The organism is Marinoscillum sp. 108 (assembly GCF_902506655.1).
GTDB lineage: Bacteria > Bacteroidota > Bacteroidia > Cytophagales > Cyclobacteriaceae > Marinoscillum > Marinoscillum luteum.
On record NZ_LR734812.1, the window covers coordinates 80,679 to 101,071 of the forward strand.

The 20,393-nt window shown below is 47.9% G+C and carries 17 protein-coding genes; 5 read left to right on the top strand and 12 right to left on the bottom strand.

Going from position 1 to position 20,393, the window contains the following annotated elements:
- Window positions 1–130: 130 nt before the first annotated feature.
- The 3 genes from GV030_RS16065 (at window position 131) to GV030_RS16075 (ending at window position 2,992) form a co-directional block, all read left to right on the top strand.
- Window positions 131–1,141 carry a hypothetical protein gene (locus GV030_RS16065; RefSeq protein WP_159584180.1) on the top strand — a complete coding sequence of 337 codons (1,011 nt, stop codon included), beginning with the start codon at window positions 131–133 and terminating at the stop codon, window positions 1,139–1,141.
- A 4-nt stretch (window positions 1,142–1,145) separates the two neighbouring features.
- Entirely contained in the window at window positions 1,146–2,240 is a 1,095-nt protein-coding gene (locus GV030_RS16070; RefSeq protein ID WP_159584182.1) for a ComEC/Rec2 family competence protein, read from the top strand.
- Window positions 2,241–2,344: 104 nt separating this feature from the next.
- On the top strand, window positions 2,345–2,992 hold the full coding sequence (locus GV030_RS16075) for a hemolysin III family protein (protein ID WP_159584184.1): 648 nt from the start codon (window positions 2,345–2,347) through the stop codon (window positions 2,990–2,992).
- A 3-nt stretch (window positions 2,993–2,995) separates the two neighbouring features.
- Here the strand turns inward: GV030_RS16075 and GV030_RS16080 are convergent, their stop codons facing one another.
- A complete protein-coding gene (locus tag GV030_RS16080) occupies window positions 2,996–4,558 on the bottom strand; it encodes an NAD(P)/FAD-dependent oxidoreductase (protein ID WP_159584186.1) in 1,563 nt (520 codons plus the stop codon).
- A 155-nt stretch (window positions 4,559–4,713) separates the two neighbouring features.
- Here GV030_RS16080 and GV030_RS16085 point away from each other — a divergent pair, with 155 nt between their 5' ends.
- A complete protein-coding gene (locus GV030_RS16085; RefSeq protein WP_159584188.1) occupies window positions 4,714–5,271 on the top strand; it encodes an EF-hand domain-containing protein in 558 nt (185 codons plus the stop codon).
- 44 nt (window positions 5,272–5,315) lie between these two features.
- Here GV030_RS16085 and GV030_RS16090 read toward each other — a convergent pair whose 3' ends face one another.
- From GV030_RS16090 to GV030_RS16115, 6 genes are all read right to left on the bottom strand, one after another.
- Window positions 5,316–9,416 carry a M43 family zinc metalloprotease gene (locus GV030_RS16090; protein ID WP_159584189.1) on the bottom strand — a complete coding sequence of 1,367 codons (4,101 nt, stop codon included), beginning with the start codon at window positions 9,414–9,416 and terminating at the stop codon, window positions 5,316–5,318.
- A gap of 2 nt (window positions 9,417–9,418) precedes the next feature.
- Entirely contained in the window at window positions 9,419–9,796 is a 378-nt protein-coding gene (locus GV030_RS16095) for a hypothetical protein (RefSeq protein WP_159584191.1), read from the bottom strand.
- Between the two features lie 85 nt (window positions 9,797–9,881).
- Entirely contained in the window at window positions 9,882–10,469 is a 588-nt protein-coding gene (locus GV030_RS16100; RefSeq protein ID WP_370519076.1) for a NifU family protein, read from the bottom strand.
- A gap of 63 nt (window positions 10,470–10,532) precedes the next feature.
- Window positions 10,533–11,942: a dicarboxylate/amino acid:cation symporter gene (locus tag GV030_RS16105; RefSeq protein WP_159584195.1), complete on the bottom strand. Its 1,410-nt coding sequence runs from the start codon at window positions 11,940–11,942 to the stop codon at window positions 10,533–10,535.
- Window positions 11,943–11,994: 52 nt separating this feature from the next.
- Window positions 11,995–13,077, bottom strand: coding sequence for a chorismate synthase (aroC, locus tag GV030_RS16110; RefSeq protein ID WP_159584197.1), 1,083 nt, complete (start codon window positions 13,075–13,077; stop codon window positions 11,995–11,997).
- 14 nt (window positions 13,078–13,091) lie between these two features.
- Entirely contained in the window at window positions 13,092–14,540 is a 1,449-nt protein-coding gene (locus GV030_RS16115; RefSeq protein ID WP_159584199.1) for a BatD family protein, read from the bottom strand.
- A 144-nt stretch (window positions 14,541–14,684) separates the two neighbouring features.
- Between GV030_RS16115 and GV030_RS16120 the strand changes: the two genes are divergently transcribed.
- Entirely contained in the window at window positions 14,685–14,876 is a 192-nt protein-coding gene (locus GV030_RS16120; protein WP_159584201.1) for a hypothetical protein, read from the top strand.
- 45 nt (window positions 14,877–14,921) lie between these two features.
- On the opposite strand, the gene GV030_RS16125 is transcribed toward GV030_RS16120, so the two are convergent.
- The 5 genes from GV030_RS16125 to GV030_RS16145 form a co-directional block, all read right to left on the bottom strand.
- Complete coding sequence (locus tag GV030_RS16125) at window positions 14,922–15,548, bottom strand: MOSC domain-containing protein (protein WP_159584203.1); 627 nt, start codon at window positions 15,546–15,548, stop codon at window positions 14,922–14,924.
- A gap of 3 nt (window positions 15,549–15,551) precedes the next feature.
- Complete coding sequence (locus tag GV030_RS16130; RefSeq protein WP_159584205.1) at window positions 15,552–16,889, bottom strand: PhoH family protein; 1,338 nt, start codon at window positions 16,887–16,889, stop codon at window positions 15,552–15,554.
- Window positions 16,890–16,984: 95 nt separating this feature from the next.
- Window positions 16,985–17,629 carry a helix-turn-helix domain-containing protein gene (locus GV030_RS16135; protein WP_159584207.1) on the bottom strand — a complete coding sequence of 215 codons (645 nt, stop codon included), beginning with the start codon at window positions 17,627–17,629 and terminating at the stop codon, window positions 16,985–16,987.
- A 9-nt stretch (window positions 17,630–17,638) separates the two neighbouring features.
- Window positions 17,639–19,156 (bottom strand): magnesium chelatase, encoded by a 1,518-nt coding sequence (locus GV030_RS16140; protein ID WP_159584209.1) that lies wholly within the window; start codon window positions 19,154–19,156, stop codon window positions 17,639–17,641.
- A gap of 10 nt (window positions 19,157–19,166) precedes the next feature.
- Window positions 19,167–20,264, bottom strand: a complete 1,098-nt coding sequence (locus GV030_RS16145) for a VWA domain-containing protein (protein WP_159584211.1) — start codon at window positions 20,262–20,264, stop codon at window positions 19,167–19,169.
- Window positions 20,265–20,393 lie beyond the last annotated feature (129 nt).

Sequence of the window (20,393 nt, forward strand, 5' to 3'; positions counted from 1 at the left end):
ATTGGATTTTCTATGGCAAATACCGAAAAGTGTATGTGCCATGCTATGAAGAGTTCTTGATTTTTTCTAAATTGAATAGACTGGCGCCCTTCCCTGCGCCTACCAAATACTAGCCTAAACACCACATGAAATGAAACAACTCACCACACTATGTCTCTTGCTGGCAGGCCTGTGCAGCTACAGCCAGTCTGCCGAGGGGCTCCTCATTTTTGTAGAGGATTATACGCAGGATAAGCGTATCAACGACAAGGACATCATATTTGTCTACTACCCGGGCATCAATGAAATGATAGAGAAGGAAGAATGGGACCGTAAGGACATTGACTTGTCCATCAACGATATTTCGCTGAAGGAGATCACCCCCCGGAGAATCCCCAGAACCATCGCTATGCCAGGTGAAGAGGAAGACTCCATTCGTACGGATCTGCTGGCCTTTGTGATCCAAAAAGAAAAGCTCTCCAGAGAGCAGCTGGATGGACTGAGAAACCTCGAGTCTATGGAGTCGGCCTTTGTGATATTGTCACTACCCAATGATGCTGACCTGCAGGGGACACTCACAATCTATGGGCTCACTCGCACCAGATACCTCCAGATAGGTGCGTGGGTGGCGGTGGCTATCATAGCCATCTTCCTCATCTATGTGGGCTTCTGGACCAATGCCCTGCGTGACAGCTCCGAACTGGAATCTCACAAGCCCTACAGCTTTTCCAAAAGTCAGGTGTTTTGGTGGACACTCATCGTGATCTCTTCTATCGCCTACATCTTTATTTCCACCTCACAGTTTGCCCTCAACCCTACGGTATGGATACTGCTGGCCATCAGTGGTGGCACATTGGGGGTGAGCAGTGCCATTGATAGGAGGGATATTAACAGCGTGGGTATCTCCAGACATCAGGACTCTCCCGGAGAGGATTGGTTCAATGACGTACTGAAAGACAACACCGGGAGTATCTCCATTCACCGGGCACAGGCCTTTCTGTTCAATCTGGGCTTTGGCGTTTATTACCTCATAGAAGTGTACAATACCCTGCAGCTTCCTTCTTTTGATTCGGATATTTTGACACTTTTGGGGCTGAGCAATGGCGCCTATGCGCTGATCAAAAACAATGAAAACACCACGTCTGCAGACTCTAAAAAGTAAAGCCATGAAAGAGCAAATGAATATGGTCATCAAAGGAGCTGTTTTGAGCTTGTTCCTTCTGTTGTTTGCAGGCGCTTCTGCACAGATGACCATTCATGTGATCAATGTGGGCCAGGGCAACTGTGTGTTTGTGGAGGGTCCCAAAGTGGATGGCAAACGCCGCACACTGATCTTTGATGGAGGTAAGTCGGAGCGCAGCTATGAGATCGTGGATTACCTCACCCGGCTGGGCTACATGCCAGACAAGACGGTCATAGACTATATGGTGGTGTCTCACAAGGATGCGGATCATTTTGAGGGGTTCATGGGACTGCTCAGTGCCGGATACGACATAGATACTTTCTATCACAGCGGCAGTGACAAGGTGCAAAAGGACTATGATACGGAGTTTATCCCGCAGGTGAAGAAGCTGGCCCGAAAACTCTATGTGATGAAACCCGGCTATAGCATCAACATGGGCAATGGGGCACTGATTACCTGCATGGTCTCTGGTGGTCAGCTCATAGGTGGTGAAGTGATAGAGGACCTGTCTGAGAATGATAAAAGCATCGGGTTGCTTTTTGAATATGGTGATTTTGAGTTTTTCTCGGCGGGCGATTTGGGTGGTGGTAAGTTTGCCGCCGATGAGAAGTGTACCAACCGGTCTACCAGCCAAAAGAACATAGAGAGTTCCTTGCTGCGGGCGATGCAGCGGGAGCGTTTTATAGAGCGGGATAAGGGGATAGAAGTCCTGCACGTGTCACACCATGGCAGTGAGAGTAGTACCAACTATGAGTTTATGAATGGGATGTCGCCCACTGTGGCGGTGATTTCTGTGGGGCAAAACCAGTCTACCACTTATCAGCATCCACGCATCGATATTGTGGAACGCGTGCTGATGGCTCAGGCGCCGTGTATCACGGTACCCCCGGCACTGGTGTTGCAAACCGAGGAGGGATTGGACAAGGGCAAAACAAGTTTTGAAGGCCTGGTGGTGGGAGACATTATCATAGAGGTGGATGCCTCCGGTGACTATAAAATTAGCACCACTGGTGAGTTTGAGGGCACCTCCACAGACTCTGTGCCACCTGGCTTGTGGGGTGAGTTTAAAAAAGACTAGCGGTTACTCAAAATCCATCAGCGGTGATTTATCGGTTTTTCGTGAATTGCACCCACCCACGCACCAAATCTCTACCAAATACGTTAACCGGGGAAAGCATAGAAATGACTAAGTCTCCCATCACTTATTACCCACACAAAGAGGAAGTCCTCAATGTAATCACTCACTTTTTGGGCTTTGTGCTCAGTGTGGCAGCACTGGCCCTGCTGGTCACGTTTGCCAGTATATATGGCACGGTATGGCACATTGTGAGCTTCAGCATATTTGGCAGCACCATGGTGGTGCTGTACCTGGCGTCCACCCTCTACCACTCGGCTCGCAGGAAAACCCTTCGCCAAAAACTGAATGTCTTTGACCACTCCGCCATTTATCTGCTCATCGCGGGCACCTACACCCCCTACTGCCTGGTGGCGCTCAATGGCACCATTGGCTGGGTACTCTTTGGGATTACCTGGGGATTGGCTGTGGTCGGTATTCTTTTTAAAATATTTTACACAGGAAAGTATGACCGACTCTCTACCATTGGTTATGTGCTGATGGGCTGGGTGGCTGTGTTTGCAGCCAGGCCCCTATATGAGAGCCTGCAGTCAGAGGCACTTTTGTATTTGATTCTGGGAGGAGTCAGTTACACCATTGGTGCCATATTCTATTCTTTAGGAAAGGTAAAATACAATCACGCCATTTTTCATCTGTGGGTATTGCTGGGCACAGCATTCCATTTCGTGTCCATCTTTTTTTATCTCTGGAATTGACCCTTAGTGTCTGAGGCTGGCAATGACGGCTGCCATGACCTTTTCCCCATCCATAGCTGCCGAGGCAATACCACCGGCATAGCCGGCGCCTTCCCCGCATGGGAAAAGATTTTTGATCTCCGGATGTGCCAGGGTTTCCTTGTCACGTGGGATCCTCACGGGTGACGATGTGCGACTTTCCACCCCGACTATCTGCGCCTCATTGGTGAGGTAACCTTTCATTTTTTTGCCAAAGACCTTGAACCCATCTCTGAGGCGTGGAGCGATAAAGTCTGGGAGTACCTCGTCCATATTCACGGAAGCAAGCCCCGGCTGGTAGGAGGTTTCATTCAGGCTATCCGACACCTTTCCATTCACAAAGTCAGCGAGGCGCTGTGCAGGTGCTTGCTGCGTCTGTCCACCCAGCTGCCAGGCCTGGCGCTCTACTGAAGCCTGAAACTCCAGGGCGGCCAGCGGCCCGAATTGATGAAAGGCTTTGATGTCTTCCAGTTCCACAGCTACCACAATGCCCGAATTGGCGTACTTACTGTTTCTCCGGGAGGGGCTCATGCCATTGACCACCACTTCGCCAGGAGCTGTGGCGGAGGGAACGATAAACCCACCCGGACACATACAGAAGGAAAAGACCCCACGCTCCGTCTTGTGAAGTACCGTTTGGGCCACCACTCCATAGGAGGACGCCGGCAAGTATTCACCTCGGTTCTCACACTTGTACTGAATCCGATCGATGAGCTGCTGCGGGTGCTCTACACGCACACCCAAAGCAAATGGCTTGGCTTCAATTTTTATCTGCTTATCATGCAGTAAATGGAAGATATCCCGGGCAGAGTGGCCCGTGGCCAGCACAGTGGCTACCCCATGGATGGTGCTGCCATCCTGTAGTTTTACGCCCTTGATTTCGTTGCTTTCCAAAATCAGGTCAGTGACTTTGCTATCGAAAAGCACCTGACCTCCGGCGGCTTCTATGGTTTCCCGCAGTGCCGTGACAATGTTGGGTAGCTTATTGGTGCCGATGTGTGGGTGGGCCTCTACCAGAATCTCTCTGGGGGCGCCGTGAGCCACCAGTATTTCAAAGACACGTCGTACACTGCCCCGCTTTTTGGAACGAGTATAGAGCTTCCCATCAGAGTAAGTACCCGCGCCACCTTCCCCGAAGCAGTAGTTGCTTTCAGGGTTCACCACATGGTCCTTGTTGATGGCGGCCAGGTCTCTGCGTCGGGTTCTTACATCCTTGCCTCGCTCCAGTACGATAGGCCGCAGGCCATTTTCTATGGCTTTGATGGCCGCAAAGAGCCCGGCAGGTCCTGCACCTATAATAATCACCTCAGGACATCCGGAGATCTGGTGGGCCTGCTGAAAATACTCCACAAACTCCAGGTCAATGGGCTGAGTATCTGTCTGTACACGGAGATTAATCTTGATTTGTTTCTGACGCGCATCAATCGATCTGCGGATGATCTGAAAATATTCCTCAGCAGAAAGCATTCCCTGCTGCCTGAGGTAGGTAGTAAGCTGGTCTTCGTCAAAACCCACTTCGGGGGACACCACAAGATCGAATTCACGCATGGCACAAAAGTACTTTTTTCCCCGTCAATGCGAATGGGTTGTTATGGGTGCCAACGTGGCTTAAGCTGTATTTTTATCTATAATAAGTGTAAAATCTTCTTTTAATAATCTAAATCATATATTTTTATTAGTTCCAACCAAGCGAAATATTGAACATGTTAACAGAAGTAAGAAGGAAAAAACTTTCCTATCTATTCAACATCCTTGATTCTAATAAAAATGAACTGTTGCAGCCTGATGACTTTTCGCAGGTTGCCGAAAAGATGAGCGATTCCCTCAATTTTGAGGAGAACTCCAAAGAGCGGCTGCGTCTAAAGCTGAAGTCTCTGAGGTTGTATGTACAGCTGCTCACAGACATGGAAAAGGAAGACGTTTCCATCACACGGGATGAGTGGTTGGGTCTGTTCGGATCGCGAAATACCATTTCACCCAAGGCGGCGAAGAAGTATATTTTCCGTACGGCCGCTTATATTTTTACGCTTTTTGATCAGAATGAGGATCACATCATTTCCAAAAAGGAGTATTATGACATGTTCAAAATCTATGACATAGACATGAAATATTCTGAAATGGGATTTGAAAAACTGGATCAGAACCATGATGGGCAGATCACCCTTTCTGAGATGGTTAACGGATTCAGAGACTTCCTGATGTCCTCAAACCCTGAGGCATCCGGTAACTGGATTTTTGGTGATTGGCAGGAGGTTGAATAAAAAAAACAAGGGTTGATGAGCCTCCTCATCAACCCCCATTAAAATTACCGCTGAAGTAAAACTTTCGTTACCTGGTAATCTCCATCTTTTTCCAATTTGAGTAGATATATCCCGTCTCTCAGGTCCTGAAGTGAAACGGTGGATGTGTTTCCTTTGAAGGTTTTTACCACTTTTCCGCTGAGGTCGGTCAGATATCCGATTGTATAGCTAGCCCCTTCTATCGTGAGGAGGTCACTTGTTGGATTAGGGAAGATTCTGAAATCCTGCGCAGACCATCCCAGCACCAAAAATCTGACAGTGATTTTGGCAGATGCTTTTTCTATTTGATCTGTCACCTCTATGGTCAATTGTGTATCATTTTGATCCCAAAGGTCAACGTCTGCAAGTGTGAGGGTTCCATTGGATTCGTGTAGCGCGAAGGCCGCATCATCATTACCAGCGGTGATGGTATATTTCAGGTCATCTCCATCCTGGTCCGTGGCCACTACGGTTCCGATCTGATGTCCGTTCGCCACAGGCCCGAGTACCTCAAAGGACTGGTTGGCGATTACCGGAGCTGCATTGGTAATTCCCTCCAATTCCAGTTTCCAACTGAACCCTTCTGTGGAGTAGAGATCTGCCCAATAAATTAACACTGTTTCTCCGGCAGCGAGCTCTTGCAGCAGCACTTCGCTTTGAAGGTTATCCTCAGTATCATCTACTTGTGCAATGATGTCGCCCTCACAGGCATCAAATATGAAAAGGTAAGTATCTGCATCTGTTTGACCCACAGAGCTGATTCGCAGGTCTCCGGCTTTGGGCATGGTATAGCTGTACCAGGTAGCTGCATGGTCCATGGAGTTACTACCTACCTGCGCCTCAATTGGGTCGCCACAGAGATCCCCGGGTTCAATGTCCTCGACACTCAGCTGAAAATCAAAGCCACCACCAAAATAGAGTTCCCATGCAATGAGCACTTCCTCATCTTTTGCCAAATCATAGATGGTGAGGTTTTCATATCCACTGGAGATGATCTGCAGGTCACAGTCCACCACGGTGTAAACATACTCCTCAGAGGTACTCGTGATCACCAGTTTTTGATTGGCCTCTGGCATGGTAAAGGTCATCCAGTAAAAAGGAACTCTTAGTTCGGGGACCGTATTCGTACCAACTTGAGCGGTAGCTGGTGCTTCACACTCTTCCCCGGGTAAGGGTTCGCTCACAGTCAACTGCCAGCTGAAAGCGGCTGAAGACCACTGTGGGGTCCAGTAGATATACACTGATTCACCCTGACTTAGCCCCTGGAGGTATACTTCGCTCTGCAATATGCCATTGTTAAAATCAATGTCGTCACTTGCACCCAGTACATCCCCGTCGCACGCACTCAATACCAACAGATCCGTGTCTTCGGTGGTCATGCCTTCAGATGAGATGAGGAGGTTTCCTGCCATAGGCATAGTGAAGGTGTACCATGCGGGGGCATAGCCCGCCGCGTTGGTGCCTTCCTCGGCTGTCAGAGGATCAGAGCAGTCATCGCCCTGGTCAAGTGCTTCCATGGCCAGGGTCCAACTGAAGTCGCCGCCACCCTCTATGCTCCATACGATTAAAATTTCCTGTCCGGCGACTAAACCGGGAGCGATTGCTCCTTCGTAACCGGAGGCGAATAATAAGAGTTCTTCACAGTCTGAGGCCACATATACGGTCTCTGAGGAGGTGCTGGAAATCACCAGCTTTTTATCGGACTCTGGTATCGTGTAGTATGTCCAAAACAAGTCCCCAACGATTTCAGGAACAGTATTTGACCCGAGTACTGCTTCTTTGGCATTTCCACAAGCATCACCGGGCTGGCTTTCCAGTACGGTGAGTTTCCAGTCAAAAGATTCCGTACCCCACGAATCAGCCCAAAATATTTTGACAGTTGCACCTTCTTCCAGTCCATAGATAATCCCTTCACTCTGGTATATATCATTGTCATAGTCAATGTCATCATTGCTGAATAGCAACGACCCTTCACATTCCTCGAACACGTAAAGATCGGTATCTTCATCGGTGAGGTCAGCGGAGGTGATGTGCAAATTACCTTCCATTGGCATGGTAAAGGTGAACCAAACGGGAGCCTGCGGTGCAGTATTGATTCCCTCTTGTGCCGTGATGGCGGCAAAGCAATTTTCCCCCGGCTCAAATGGATTGGTTTCTAGTGTCCAGTCGAAAGAAGCTGAACTGTTGTCCCAAAGAATCTTAACCTCAGTGCCTTCACTTAGTGCCACCGTGATCTCTGTTTGATCACCGGAGGGCTGGTTGTCGGAGATGAGATTCCCGGAGCATCCATCAAAGAGTTTGGCATAGGTAGCCACCTCCGTCTGTCCAGTGCTGGAGATGGTGAGATTGGCAAACTCAGTCATGGTATAGGTAAACCAGTAAGGAGTAGAAGGGGTGGTGTTGGTACCCTCAATTGCGTCCACTGCCACTGAGCAGGCTTCACCAGCTTCCAAATCTTCCACTGCCAGGCTCCATGAGAAGTCTCCACCGCCTGGTTCAAAAGCAATAAAAATCTCATCACCCTGCGCTACATCAAGCAAGGTCTGTGATCCCGATCCTTCAGTGATCAATTGGAGTTGCTGACAGTTGCCAGCATAGGTCTTATAGCTTTTATCTCCCCCATCAATTATGATTTTGGATTCCGTATTAGCCAGGGTGAAGCTGTACCAGAGGGTATTCAAGTCGGTTGACGCCACTTGGTTATTGCCCTCGATAGCAAGGAGGGCAAGGCCACAGGCAGCACCTTCCGTAGGTGCTGTGGTGCTCAGGGTCCAGTTGAATTCTTCTTCCGAGTTTCTGGCCGACCAGAGGATTTTGACGGTTTCGCCAGCTGCCACAAGCGTAGATAATTCAGATTGGGTAGTGCCTAAAACGTCATCGCTGGTGTTGATCGCTGGCATGTCGCACCCAGGGTATAAGGTCAAGTAGGTGTTTTGAGTCGTTTGACCGATTGATGAGACCGTCACAATGGATTCCTCTGTGGTGGTGAAGGTATACCACATGGGCGGAGTGGTGGTGTTGGTGCCGACCTGAGCTACTTCAGCCTCATCACATAGTGGACCTATCAACGTGCTGCGTCGGGCCCCGAATTCAAGGACCGTACGCATACGGGCTTTCTGATCGATGGTGAAAATATTCATGCAGGCATCGTCGGAGTAGTCCATGTAGTTCTCAATCATGTCTGGAAACGCATCTTCGGTGCAGCTGTCATTGGCACTACATCCAAAGTTTGGTCCGCCCGCATTCGGGGTGTCTTCACAAAAATCATCCACCTCACAACCACCGTCTCCCCAGATATGTCTTAAGCCCAACCAGTGGCCTACCTCGTGAGTGGTGGTTCTTCCCAGGTCATAAGGTTCGAGTACATTGCCGGTTTTTCCAAAAAATGGATAACCGATCACCACCCCATCTGTACTGGCTGGTCCCATATCGTCTGGGAGATCATCCAGTCCGGAGAGTGAAGGAAACTGGGCATACCCCAGTACGCCATCCAGGTCACCTCCGAAATTGACCACCCAGATATTGAAGTATCTTTCCGGGTCCCAAATAGTTTCCGGCTTGAGCGTCCCTTCCAGCGGAGTTTCTTCCCAGAAAACCCTGCCTCCGTTGATTCTATTGATGCCTGGTTCAGTCAGTGTCTGACCATCAGGATCGGTTAAAACAGGTACAAATTCCACAAAGACATCAGCACCACTTTCGTGGGTATTGGCTCCTGCTCCCAGTCGTCTGAAGTCTTCATTGAGCACTTCAAACTGAGAATTGACCTGAGCTGCGGAGATATTGGAGCTGGTGCCCACGGATTCGCCATTGTGCACCACATGCACAATGGTAGGGATTCGGTATACCTCATCAGTGCTTCTGGCACTACTGGCCTGGCTCAGGCGCTTTTGCAGAGCTTCTTCGAAAGAGGTAGTAGTTTGTCGTTGAGGGTATTTGGCTTGGAGCTTCTGCTCCATTTCTGTAGTGAAGCAGGTACGGTGCTCCGGCACAGTGATTGGGGACTTTGGAGTTAGTGTTTGGAAAAAGGGTCCTTTTGGTTGGGTGGGTTTGCTCCTCTGAGGAGTCAAACTTTGTGCTGTTGCCATAAATCCCAGGCAAAGCATGACGAGGGTCAGACGGTAGTTCATTGTTATGGTGTTTTGAATTGTAGGTAGTTTTTATTCAGCGAAAGGACGGAGAGCGTGTCTTCAGCCTCACCAAATGAGACTACAAGTAGGTCTGCCGTGATCCATCGCCAGGAGCCATGGGTGGCCTTTGGTCGGTCATCCGGCCCGGGGGTATATCTGACGACTTTTTGGCCATCAGACTCAAAAATGATTCGTTCCTGAAAGCGACTGGGTGGAAGACTGGTTTTGTCTGCCGTAAACTGGATTACGCCACCGGAGGCATCTGCAGGTAGTTTATACCAGGTGCCGGGAAGTGCTTCCGTAATGATTTCATTGCTCGAAGAAGCATCTTGTGGGCCCTTGCAGGCCCAAGAAAATGAGAGGAGTAAGAACGCAAACAAAGGCCGAATCATTGACGAATATAGCAAAATTGCAAGTTGCAGTCAAGAGGGCGTTCCGTTAAGCTGAAATTTTATGCGAGAAAACCTAAACTCCTTCTGCCTCCACTTCCTGCACTTCGGGTATCATTCTTTTCAGTAGATTTTCTATCCCTGCTTTAAGAGTGATAGTGGATGAGGGGCATCCACTGCAAGCACCCTGAAGGAGTACTTTTACTTTACCATCTTCAAAGGAACCAAAGGTGATGGCACCACCATCCATTTCCACTGCAGGTCGGATGTATTCGTCCAGGACTCCTTTGATCTTGGCTTCAATGTCAGTATCACCATCCAACACTTTGTGGTCTTCTTCTACTTCCTTTTCGGTAAGAATTTGCTTTCCGGCCTCCAGAAAAGATTTGATGTGGTTTTGCACCTCACCTTTTACTTCATGCCAGTCTACACCTTCGTCTTTGGTCACGGTGATAAAGTTGCTCATGTAAAACACGCGCTTCACATAGGGAAAATCAAAGAGTTCGGCGGCCAATGGAGCCTCTGTGGTACTGGCCCTGTCCGGAAAGTCCCGGCTTACACCCTCTGGGAGCAACAGGAAATTCACCACAAACTTCAAGGAGTTTGGGTTCGGGTTAGACTCAGTATATATGTTGATAGGATTTACAGTGGTTTCCATAGTCATTGATTTGATTCTATACTAAATGCAAAAGTGAGATAAAAGTTCAGAAGAAAGTCACTTTATCCATTAATCTTCTGCCCTTAACTCTCCTTCACTACTGGCGATGAGTGTGGCCACAGTGGCGTCTCCTGTAATATTGGCCACCGTACGCGTCATATCAAGTATTCTGTCTACCGGAAAGATGATGGCGATCCAGGCGGGGTTTAAGCCCACTGTCTGAATAATAATGATGAGCATCACCAAACTCGCGCCTGGCACAGCGGCGGTACCTATGGAGCCCATAGTGGCTGTAAGCACGATAACGAGCTGCTGAGAAAGCGAGAGGTCCACAAAGTGCAGCTGAGCAAGGAATACAGTGGCGATTGCCAGATAAAGACTGGTGCCATCCATATTCACCGTGGCGCCAATAGGCAGGACAAAACTCGATACATTTTTAGAAACGCCCATTCCATCTTCCACACACTCCATAGTCACAGGCAGGGTAGCTGCGCTAGAGCTTGTAGAAAATGCCAGGAATTGAGCCGGGCTCAGGATTTTGAAAAACTTTTTGTAGGAGATTTTCTTGATGAATGTGGACGTGACCAGGGGATAGAAGGCAAACAGCATCACACCCAGACCTATAAGTACCGTGATGGTGTAGGAGCCCAGTCCTCTGAATATCTGAAAGACCTCCGCAGGGCTGTCAGCCATTTTGGCCACCACACCTGCTAATAGCGCGAAAACGAAGAAAGGTGCCGCTGCCATGATGGTGTCCACCATTCTCAGAAACACCTCGTTGATCGAGGAAATGAAGTTTTTTACAGGAGCCCCTTTGTCATTGGGGACCACTGCGAGTGTGATCCCGAAGAAAATGGCAAAGAAGATGACCTGAAGCATCAGCTTATTGTCTGAGATGGACAGGATGATGTTTTCAGGTACCATGTCCACAATGAACTGCAATGGAGGTACCTCCTTTTGCTTTTTGGCGAGGGCTACCTTGTCCTCAACCGTTTGCTGCTGAGCGGCCAGTTCTTGTCCATTACTCATCTCCATCACCAGATCTGCATAGGCAGGATCATTGAGAAAGTTCTTGCCATCTTTTACTTCCACACCAGGGGTATTTTGCACCCAAAGCTCATAGGAGATTCTGTTTTTCATCCGCTGGGCATCATCAATGTGCGAGCCCGGTGCAATGAAATTGACGATAAGGAGGCCGACCGTAATGGCAGTCACCGTGGAGACCAGGTATAGGCCCAGGGTTTTAGCGCCCATTCGGCCCAGTTTGGAGGTGTCATTCAGACCTGATACCCCATCTATAATGGAGAAAAGGACCAGGGGTACCGCGATGAATTTCAGCAGACGAATAAAGATCTGACCAAAAGGATCAATCCAATCAATGGTAAACTGATTCCATCCAAGGGCGCTGGATATAAAGGCCCAGATAATGCCAAGAACAAGCCCAATAATGATCTTTACGTGGAGTGGAAGTTTTTTCATGTTGAAGTTTTTAGATACCGCTGATCTATGTTTTCCGAAATTGCGAGAATATTTATCCTCGTAATTTATTGGTTCTGGCGATCAAATAGAAATCGGCGATGACCAGTGCGGCCATGGCTTCTACGATAGGGACAGCACGTGGCACCACACATGGATCATGACGACCTTTACCGGAAACGGTTACTTCGTTGCCCTGGGTATCTATGCTGGCCTGATCCTGCATGATGGTGGCTACAGGTTTAAAGGCCACATTGAAGTAGATGTCTTGTCCATTGGATATGCCACCCTGTATGCCGCCAGAAAGGTTGGTTTTTGTTTTCACAGTTCCGTCCTCTACGTAGAAAGCGTCGTTGTGTGCCGAGCCTTTCATTTTGATTCCTTCGAAACCGCTTCCATACTCAAACCCCTTCACCGCATTGATGCTGAGCATGGCTTTGCCTAATTCGGCATGGAGTTTATCGAAGACTGGCTCACCCAGCCCTACGGGTACGCCTTTGATTACGCCAGTGACCACCCCACCCACAGTGTCTTGTGATTTTCTGACGTCATCGATGTAGTCAAACATTTGCTGAGCCATCTCAGGATCCGGGCAGCGTACAGCATTGTCTTCCGTTTTGGAAAGGTCAAGTTGCTCATAGCTTTTCTCCAGCTTTAAAGTGCCAACCTGAGATACATAGGCATGAAAGGAGATGCCAAATTCTTTGAGCATAAGCTTGGCGACCGCTCCGGCAGCTACGCGCGCGGCAGTCTCACGGGCAGAGCTTCGCCCACCTCCGCGATAGTCCCGCACTCCATATTTTTCATGGTAGGTGTAGTCCGCGTGTGATGGCCTGAACTTCTCGGCGATGTGACTATAATCTTTACTTTTCTGATCCTTATTGCGGATCAGAAGTCCTATCGGGGTGCCTGTGGAGAGCCCTTCGAACACACCGGATAATATTTCTACTTCGTCTTCTTCTTTTCTTTGGGTGGTGATTTTAGATTGGCCGGGCTTTCTGCGGCTGAGCTCAGACTGGATAAAGGCCATGTCAATTGGTATTCCTGCCGGGCAGCCGTTGATGGTGACGCCAATGGCCACACCGTGTGATTCACCAAAGGTGGTGATGCTAAAAATCTTCCCAAAAATATTTCCCATGAATGATCGAGTGATTATTTACGGATGAAAACCAAGACCGTAAGCGCTAACATAGCCAAAATAAATACGTTGGCAAAGATTCGCATCCATGAGCTATCGTCCAAGCTGGAGAGGGTATTTTCTTTAAATTCTATCCCATCATAGAATGAGCCCATATCATTGGAGAGGATATATTCGTTTTTCCGGCTTTCGCCGGTTACCGCCAGTACCTGTTGCGACCTCAGGGTGTCATATACGCCTTTTTCTGGATTGAAAAAGATCCATTTGAAATAGTCACCAAGCTGATAGGTACCCGGCTCATTGGGGATTCCATAATAGTTGAAGCTTTTGGTGCCTTTTACCTCACCACCTGAGCGGGTCACGTTTTGCTTCACGTTGGGTGCGTAGAAATCAAATATGTCCGTCTCGGGCAATCGGGGTTCTTCTATGGCACTGATGTTGCCTTCGCCCAGGATATTGAAAGTATAGTTGAAGCTTTCTCCGGTTTTGAGGTCCAAACTGTTGATTTTTTCTGCAAGGCGATAGTCCCCCACAGCTACCTGCTCTTTCAGCGGGTGAGGAGGCAGGCTTTTTACGGTTACAGTTTTTGGTTTGGAATAGAACGTCTCAAAATCTTCCTGCCTGTTTCTCCCGAAAAAAGAAGGGTTCTTGGCCACTTTGTATTTGATGAGTTTCAAACCCACAGTGGGGAAAGTGATGTTTTCCTGATTGAGTGGATAGAACGAGGCCTGATAGACCCGATACTGCGTGAAGGCGCGGTTGTTGATGGTTACGGGCTCACCGTTAATGTTGTCGATGTTGAAATTTTCCTCCCAACAATTGGCGGGTTTTATTTCTTTGACGATTTCGGTGATCTGTTTGCCCAGGTCATAAAAGCGCATATCCGCTCTGTTGGACTCAGCCACATAAAAGGCGAGTGTGGTGGTGAAGCCTTCACCCACGTATACTTCCTTTTTGTCTGTGGTGAGGGCCAAAAAGGCATCGGCATCCACATCGATAAACTCTGTGGGTTCGCTGTTTCTGTTTTTGAATACATCAAAAGGATCTACAAAAGGATCGTTGGACGGTCTTTGTTGTTGCTTGGCTGGAGGACCCACTTTTATGGTGAATCCGGGAACCTCTATTTTTTCGTCGTTGATGGTCATGGAAAAGCCATTGACCTGAAAGGAGCCCTCACGGGTGGCCTGATAATTTTGGATGATGCTCTGCGAGGAAGTCATCCGGCCATTGATAAAACTTGTGGAGGTGGAAGAGGAGGTTCCTCTTTTGACAAAACCTTCAATCTCCGGGAAAGGGGTATAGCCTTTGAGCCGTTCGTTTTCTACTTTGATGGTGATTCGGAAATATTGGTTCATCCCGATTTCTGTATCCCCAATTTCCACTTGTTTTTCCTGAGCCAAAGCAGGTAATGAAAAAATAAGTACCATCAAACAACCTAGCCAGCCTTCTCTCGTTTTTAACATATGTGTTACTTGAAATCGTTTGCAGTGAATGCTTTTTGATCTTGCATCAAAGCTATTAATTGTTTAACTTTTAAGTAATGCGTTTTCAGAAGGAAAACGTCAATTTTGTAGTGTTAGTTAACCCTTTAACAAAATTTCACATTTATGTTAGAGTATTTCAAAACCATCCTTGCAAAAGTAAGTTTTGACCGGTGGCTCTTTGAAAAAGAGCTGAAGAAAGCGATCAGGTCACTGGTCCCGGAAGAGATAATCACTTTAAGGGACTGGTGTTATGATCAGTTTGGTCAGATTTATGAATCTATTTTGAATAAGTGCTTCACGAAGGCACTCAATTAAGCCCCAAAAAGCCCTCCCGATAGTCATCGGGAGGGCTTTTTTATGTCAGAGCTTTTGTAAATTTCTCCGGGCACCAGTTGCCAGTTTTTCCAGCTCCAGGGCTTTGTGCACAAGCTCAGGGTTTTTGTGCTGGTGATAAAACAGTTGAAAAATATCGAGGATAGAAATATCACTACCTTCTTCGATCAGGGACATCTGATCCCCAGCTTTCACTTTTCCAGGTGTGATCACCCGTAGGTATACACCGGAGTGGCCGGCAGCAATAAATTCCTTGAGGACTTTTTGTGTTCCGAAACGAATCCCGAGTTTGAAACAGGGCTGCCGCGGCTCTGAAACCTCCACCACCGCTGTGCCAATGCTGTAGATTGATCCGATGTGAATTTTGGATTCATCCAGACCCATCACAGTAATATTCTCACCGAACATGCCCCAATCCCAGGATAACTGGGGGTATCTGGTTTTCCAGGAAGGGTACACATCGGCAGAGAATAAGTAGCATGCTTTGTCTATGCCGCCATGGTACTTGCGGTCCACCACATGGTCGTTTTCCACATCTTCATATCCCAGGGTGATGTGATCATTTACCGGATACTTGAAGATTCCGGTTTCCACTTCTTTCCGTTTCCATCGGACGGTTTGCCTTTCTCCCAGATTGATTGAGACCACCTGCATGGCCTAAAGCAGTTCGTTTGCGAGGTTGGCCAGCTCTGAGCGTTCACCTTTTTCCAGCGTGATGTGGGCGTACATCGGGTGCCCCTGTATGCGATCAATCAGATACGAAAGTCCGTTACTTTGGGAGTCCAGGTAGGGCGTATCAATCTGATAAATATCCCCGGTGAAGATGATCTTAGTGTTTTCGCCGGCTCTGGTGATGATGGTCTTGATCTCATGCGGGGTAAGGTTCTGAGCCTCGTCCACAATGAAGAAAATATTGGACAAGCTCCTACCTCTGATATATGCCAGGGGGGTGATCATAAGTTTCTCCTGATTGACCATCTCGGTGATGTTTCTAAATTCCTTATCACTTTCCTTAAACTGGTTCTGGATAAACTTCAGGTTGTCCCAAAGCGGCTCCATGTAAGGGTTGAGTTTGGATTTGATGTCGCCGGGCAAGTATCCAATGTCTTTATTGCTCAGTGGCACGATGGGGCGGGCAAGGTAGATCTGTTTAAAATTTCGCCGTTGCTCCAGCGCAGACGCCAGTGCCAGGAGGGTTTTTCCGGTTCCGGCCACTCCGTTGATGCTCACCAGTTTGATGTCCGGATTCAGCATGGCATGTATCGCAAAGGTCTGTTCTGCATTGCGTGGCTTCACTCCGTAGATAGGCATTTTATCCACCTTATCGATGGTCTTTTCTACAGCATTGTAGTGAGAGAGCACAGAGTTTTTCTCACTTTTCAGAATATAATAACTGTTGGCTATGCCTTTTTTCCTGCCCAGTACTTCTTTACGATCTATAGACCCCATCCTGAAAAGATGATCGATGCTGTCCGAGGACACATCTACTTCATATTTTCCTGTATGCAGGGTGCTTACATTTTTGATTTTCCCGGTTTCATAGTCTTCAGCCGGCAGGTCCAGCGATTTGGCCTTGAGCCTCAGGTTGATGTCTTTGCTGATCAGAATCACCTGTCGCTTCTTTTCGTTTTGCTTCAGGGTCAGGGCGGCATTGAGGATGCTGTGATCATTTTTGCGTTCGCCAAATACCTTATGGGCGTCCACCTCACTGTTCATCTCCATGAGTACTTTAAACTGTCCCTTGGACTTCCCATTGAGTGGATTCCAGTTTTGAAGCATTTTGCCCTCGGCGAGCTTATCCAGTAGTCTGGTAAACTCCCGGGCCTCAAAATTCTTAGTGTCATTCCCCTTCTTGAAGGTATCCAGTTCTTCTAAAACCGTGATAGGAATGCCCACGTCATGCTCTGCAAAATTGAGAATAGAATCATGAGCATAAAGGATCACAGAAGTATCCAGAACGAATATTTTCTTGTCTTTGATGGTGGTTTTAGCCATAGTAAGAAGTTGCTTGCAGTGAAAAAGGGGGCGTCTTGTAATATTAAAAATTTGGAGATAATAACTTTAAGAAACAGCTAAAAATCTGCAAAAAATTATTCTACCGCCATGTACCAGTCTTCCTGCTCACGGGGGATGATTTTGAGTACATTGGCGATCACCATTTGCACCATGGTATGGGAGGCAGATGGGTAGTCCAGACCGGTGAGTTCTCTAAATTGATTGACGGTGACTTTTTCGTTTTCATTGAGGTAGTTGAAAAGGAGCTTTTCGTTCAGCCCATAGGCGAAATGGGTGTCTTGTGGCTGATTGTTGAATTTCAGAATCTTTCTGATCTCGGGGCTGGCCTGTATGGAACGGTCACCCACGCGTACGAAGGCCTTCCCGTAGCGATGTTGCTTCTTTTCAAAAGCGTAGTACGGTTTCTTTTTGCCTGGTAAAATGTGGTAATGCAGTAGCCCACGCTTCTCGGTGAGCTGAAATGTGTGCACTTCAAAAGCTATGGACGGACGGCAGAGTTCTCTGATGGCTTTTTGGAGGAGAAAATCTTCCTCCTCTGCATATTTACACCCCACGATGGACCGGTCATCGTCCACCCCTACAAACAAATGTCCTCCCTTGGTATTGGCGAAAGCCACTACCTCCCGGATGACCTTTTCAGGGTGGGCAATCTTACGTTTGAACTCTACCAGATCACTTTCACCGCCATAGATCAGTCGTTTGATCTCATGCAATTCCATAACCGAAATCTAATAATCTTCCTCTTCATCTTCTCCTTCGGGCATAGAAAACATACTACTCAGGAGGTCCTTAAACTGCATGCCGCGCTCTAGTTTGTGCTTGCTGAGGAGGCTGTACTCAGCCAGACCGTGCAAGGCAAATTCCATCAGGAACAGCTTAAACTCTTTGGGCTGTTTACCGTGCTGATCACTCACCAGCTGCTCCAAACCGGGGATTTGCATGAGTTCTTGCTCATAGGCAGCGGCGGAGTAGTCGTGCAGCACGTCCACCATGTTGCCATCACCAAACCAGTCAGTAATTTTTTGATACGGATTTTTCCCTTCTTTCTGTTTTCTGTTGCTTTCAGGATCAGGGAAATAGTTAATAAACTGCTTACGAATGGCTTTTCCGACAAGATTTTGCGCCACTATGCCCGGGCCCTCCTGTTCGCCTTCATAGACCAGTTCCACTTTGCCGGTAATGGCCGGGATCACCCCGATGAGGTCGGAAACCCGTACAAATGTTTTCTTCTCATTATTGACCAGAAGTCTTCGCTCCGCGGCGCTGATCAGATTTTCGTAAGCGGAGATGGTCAGCCTGGCTGAAACACCACTTTTGGCATCTACGTACTCGCTTTCCCTGGCTTCAAAAGCCACTTGCTCGATCAGGTCTTTCATGAGATCGAAAACCCCGATCTGTTCCGACTGACTTTTTTCGATGTTGGCTTCCTGCTGAGTGATTTTTTTACCAATCTCGATGGATTTGGGATAGTGTGTAATGATCTGACTGTCGATACGGTCTTTCAGAGGGGTGACAATACTTCCCCGGTTGGTATAATCCTCAGGATTGGCTGTAAAAACAAATTGTACATCTAGCGGGAGCCTAAGTTTGAATCCTCTGATCTGGATGTCGCCCTCCTGTAGGATGTTGAAAAGCGCAACCTGTATCCTGGCTTGGAGGTCAGGTAATTCATTGATCACAAAAATGCATCGGTGTGATCGAGGGATGAGTCCGTAGTGAATCACCCGCTCATCCGAATAGGGCAGTTTCAGACTCGCGGCTTTGATGGGGTCTACATCGCCAATCAAATCCGCGATGGTCACATCGGGTGTAGCCAGCTTTTCGGTATATCGGTCACTTCTGTGCATCCAATGGATGGGCGTATCATCACCGTGCTCAGCCACTGCATCCTTGGCAAATTTTGAGATGGGCCTCATGGGGTCATCATTGAGGTCAGAGCCGGCCACACAGGGGATGTATTCGTCGAGGAGGAGGGTCATCATTCTGGCGATTCGGGTTTTGGCCTGCCCTCTGAGTCCCAGAAAGTTGATATTATGCTTGGCAAGAATGGCCCGCTCTATGTCAGGGATGACCGTGTCTTCATACCCCCAGATTCCTTCAAACACGTTGTGCTTTTTCTGAAAGTTGGCAATCAGGTTTTTTCTGAGTTCCTCCTTAATGGTGAGTGGCTCGTACCCCGTATTTTTCAGCGCTCCCAATGTCTTTATGCTTAGGAGTTTATTGGCTGGTATCTCTGTGTAGTTCATCAACGGTTTGTTAAAGGTTTTTCCTTCGGTTTTTTTTGTAGTCTTCAAAAATCAGATGGCCCAATCCCTGAAGGCTGCTGTAATAGGCATTGCCACTGTTTACTTCCGTAAACTCCCGGACAAATTGCTGGAGGTAGGGATCAGAAGCAATCATAAAAGTGGTAATGGGAATGTTGATTCGACGACATTGGGCCGCCAGATTAAGGGTTTTGTTCAGGATTTTTGGATCCAGTCCGAAGCTGTTTTGGTAGTATTTGATTCCTTCCTTTAGGCAGGTGGGCTTGCCATCAGTGATCATAAAGATCTGTTTGTTCTTGTTTTTTCTCCTTCTCAGGAGATCCATAGCTAGTTCCAGTCCGGCAACTGTATTGGTGTGATAGGGGCCTACATTCAGGTAGGGAAGGTCTTTGATCTCGATCTGCCAGGCGTCATTGCCAAACACGATGATGTCCAGTGTGTCCTTGGGGTACTTTTTGGTGATCATTTCCGCAAGTGCCATGGCCACTTTCTTCGCAGGGGTGATGCGATCCTCTCCATATAAGATCATGGAATGGCTGATGTCTATCATCAACACGGTGGAGGTTTGAGTTTTGAATTCGCGCTCCCGCACCTCCAGGTCGCCTTCTGTGAGCATGAAGTCACCAAATCCATGGTTGATCTGCGCGTTTTTGAGACTTTCCGTGAGCTCAATCTGCTCCGGGCTGTCGCCAAACTGAAATTCTCTGAAGTCTGAACTGATCTCGTCACCACGTCCGGAATGCCGGGTATGGTGGTCGCCTTTTCCGGATTTTCTGAGCTTTCCGAAAATTTCTTCCAACGCACTTTTCCGGATGGTTTGCTCACTCTTTGCGGTGAGCTTGAATTCCCCTTTTTGATTGTCATCAGTAATGTATCCCTTGGCTTTCAGGTCTTCAATGAAGTCCCCAATCCCGTATTCTGCATTGCTGATATTGTACTGTCTGTCCAGATTGGTAAGCCAGCTCAGGGCCTCAGCCACGTCTCCCGCGGTGATCACCATGAGCTGAAGAAAGACATTGAGCAGGTTGTCAAAGGTGCTTTGCTCGGGGTTTTTCTCAGGGATGTATTCGGTAAATCGTTGGCCAATCATACGGATGTGGTTTTGGTCTTAGTAAACTAAAAAAAACCAAGAATGATTTCCACTTTTTTAAGAATACCTCAGATTTTTCTAAGGATGGTTCAAATGATTAGCGGAAATAGAAAAATCCTCTTAAATTTA

Coding starts and splice junctions, on each gene's coding strand:
- GV030_RS16065 (WP_159584180.1), top strand. CDS start 131: ATGAAACAACTCACCACACTATGTCTCTTGCTGGCAGGCCTGTGCAGC.
- GV030_RS16070 (WP_159584182.1), top strand. CDS start 1,146: ATGAAAGAGCAAATGAATATGGTCATCAAAGGAGCTGTTTTGAGCTTG.
- GV030_RS16075 (WP_159584184.1), top strand. CDS start 2,345: ATGACTAAGTCTCCCATCACTTATTACCCACACAAAGAGGAAGTCCTC.
- GV030_RS16080 (WP_159584186.1), bottom strand. CDS start 4,558: ATGCGTGAATTCGATCTTGTGGTGTCCCCCGAAGTGGGTTTTGACGAA.
- GV030_RS16085 (WP_159584188.1), top strand. CDS start 4,714: ATGTTAACAGAAGTAAGAAGGAAAAAACTTTCCTATCTATTCAACATC.
- GV030_RS16090 (WP_159584189.1), bottom strand. CDS start 9,416: ATGAACTACCGTCTGACCCTCGTCATGCTTTGCCTGGGATTTATGGCA.
- GV030_RS16100 (WP_370519076.1), bottom strand. CDS start 10,469: ATGACTATGGAAACCACTGTAAATCCTATCAACATATATACTGAGTCT.
- GV030_RS16105 (WP_159584195.1), bottom strand. CDS start 11,942: ATGAAAAAACTTCCACTCCACGTAAAGATCATTATTGGGCTTGTTCTT.
- aroC (WP_159584197.1), bottom strand. CDS start 13,077: ATGGGAAATATTTTTGGGAAGATTTTTAGCATCACCACCTTTGGTGAA.
- GV030_RS16115 (WP_159584199.1), bottom strand. CDS start 14,540: ATGTTAAAAACGAGAGAAGGCTGGCTAGGTTGTTTGATGGTACTTATT.
- GV030_RS16120 (WP_159584201.1), top strand. CDS start 14,685: ATGTTAGAGTATTTCAAAACCATCCTTGCAAAAGTAAGTTTTGACCGG.
- GV030_RS16125 (WP_159584203.1), bottom strand. CDS start 15,548: ATGCAGGTGGTCTCAATCAATCTGGGAGAAAGGCAAACCGTCCGATGG.
- GV030_RS16130 (WP_159584205.1), bottom strand. CDS start 16,889: ATGGCTAAAACCACCATCAAAGACAAGAAAATATTCGTTCTGGATACT.
- GV030_RS16135 (WP_159584207.1), bottom strand. CDS start 17,629: ATGGAATTGCATGAGATCAAACGACTGATCTATGGCGGTGAAAGTGAT.
- GV030_RS16140 (WP_159584209.1), bottom strand. CDS start 19,156: ATGAACTACACAGAGATACCAGCCAATAAACTCCTAAGCATAAAGACA.
- GV030_RS16145 (WP_159584211.1), bottom strand. CDS start 20,264: ATGATTGGCCAACGATTTACCGAATACATCCCTGAGAAAAACCCCGAG.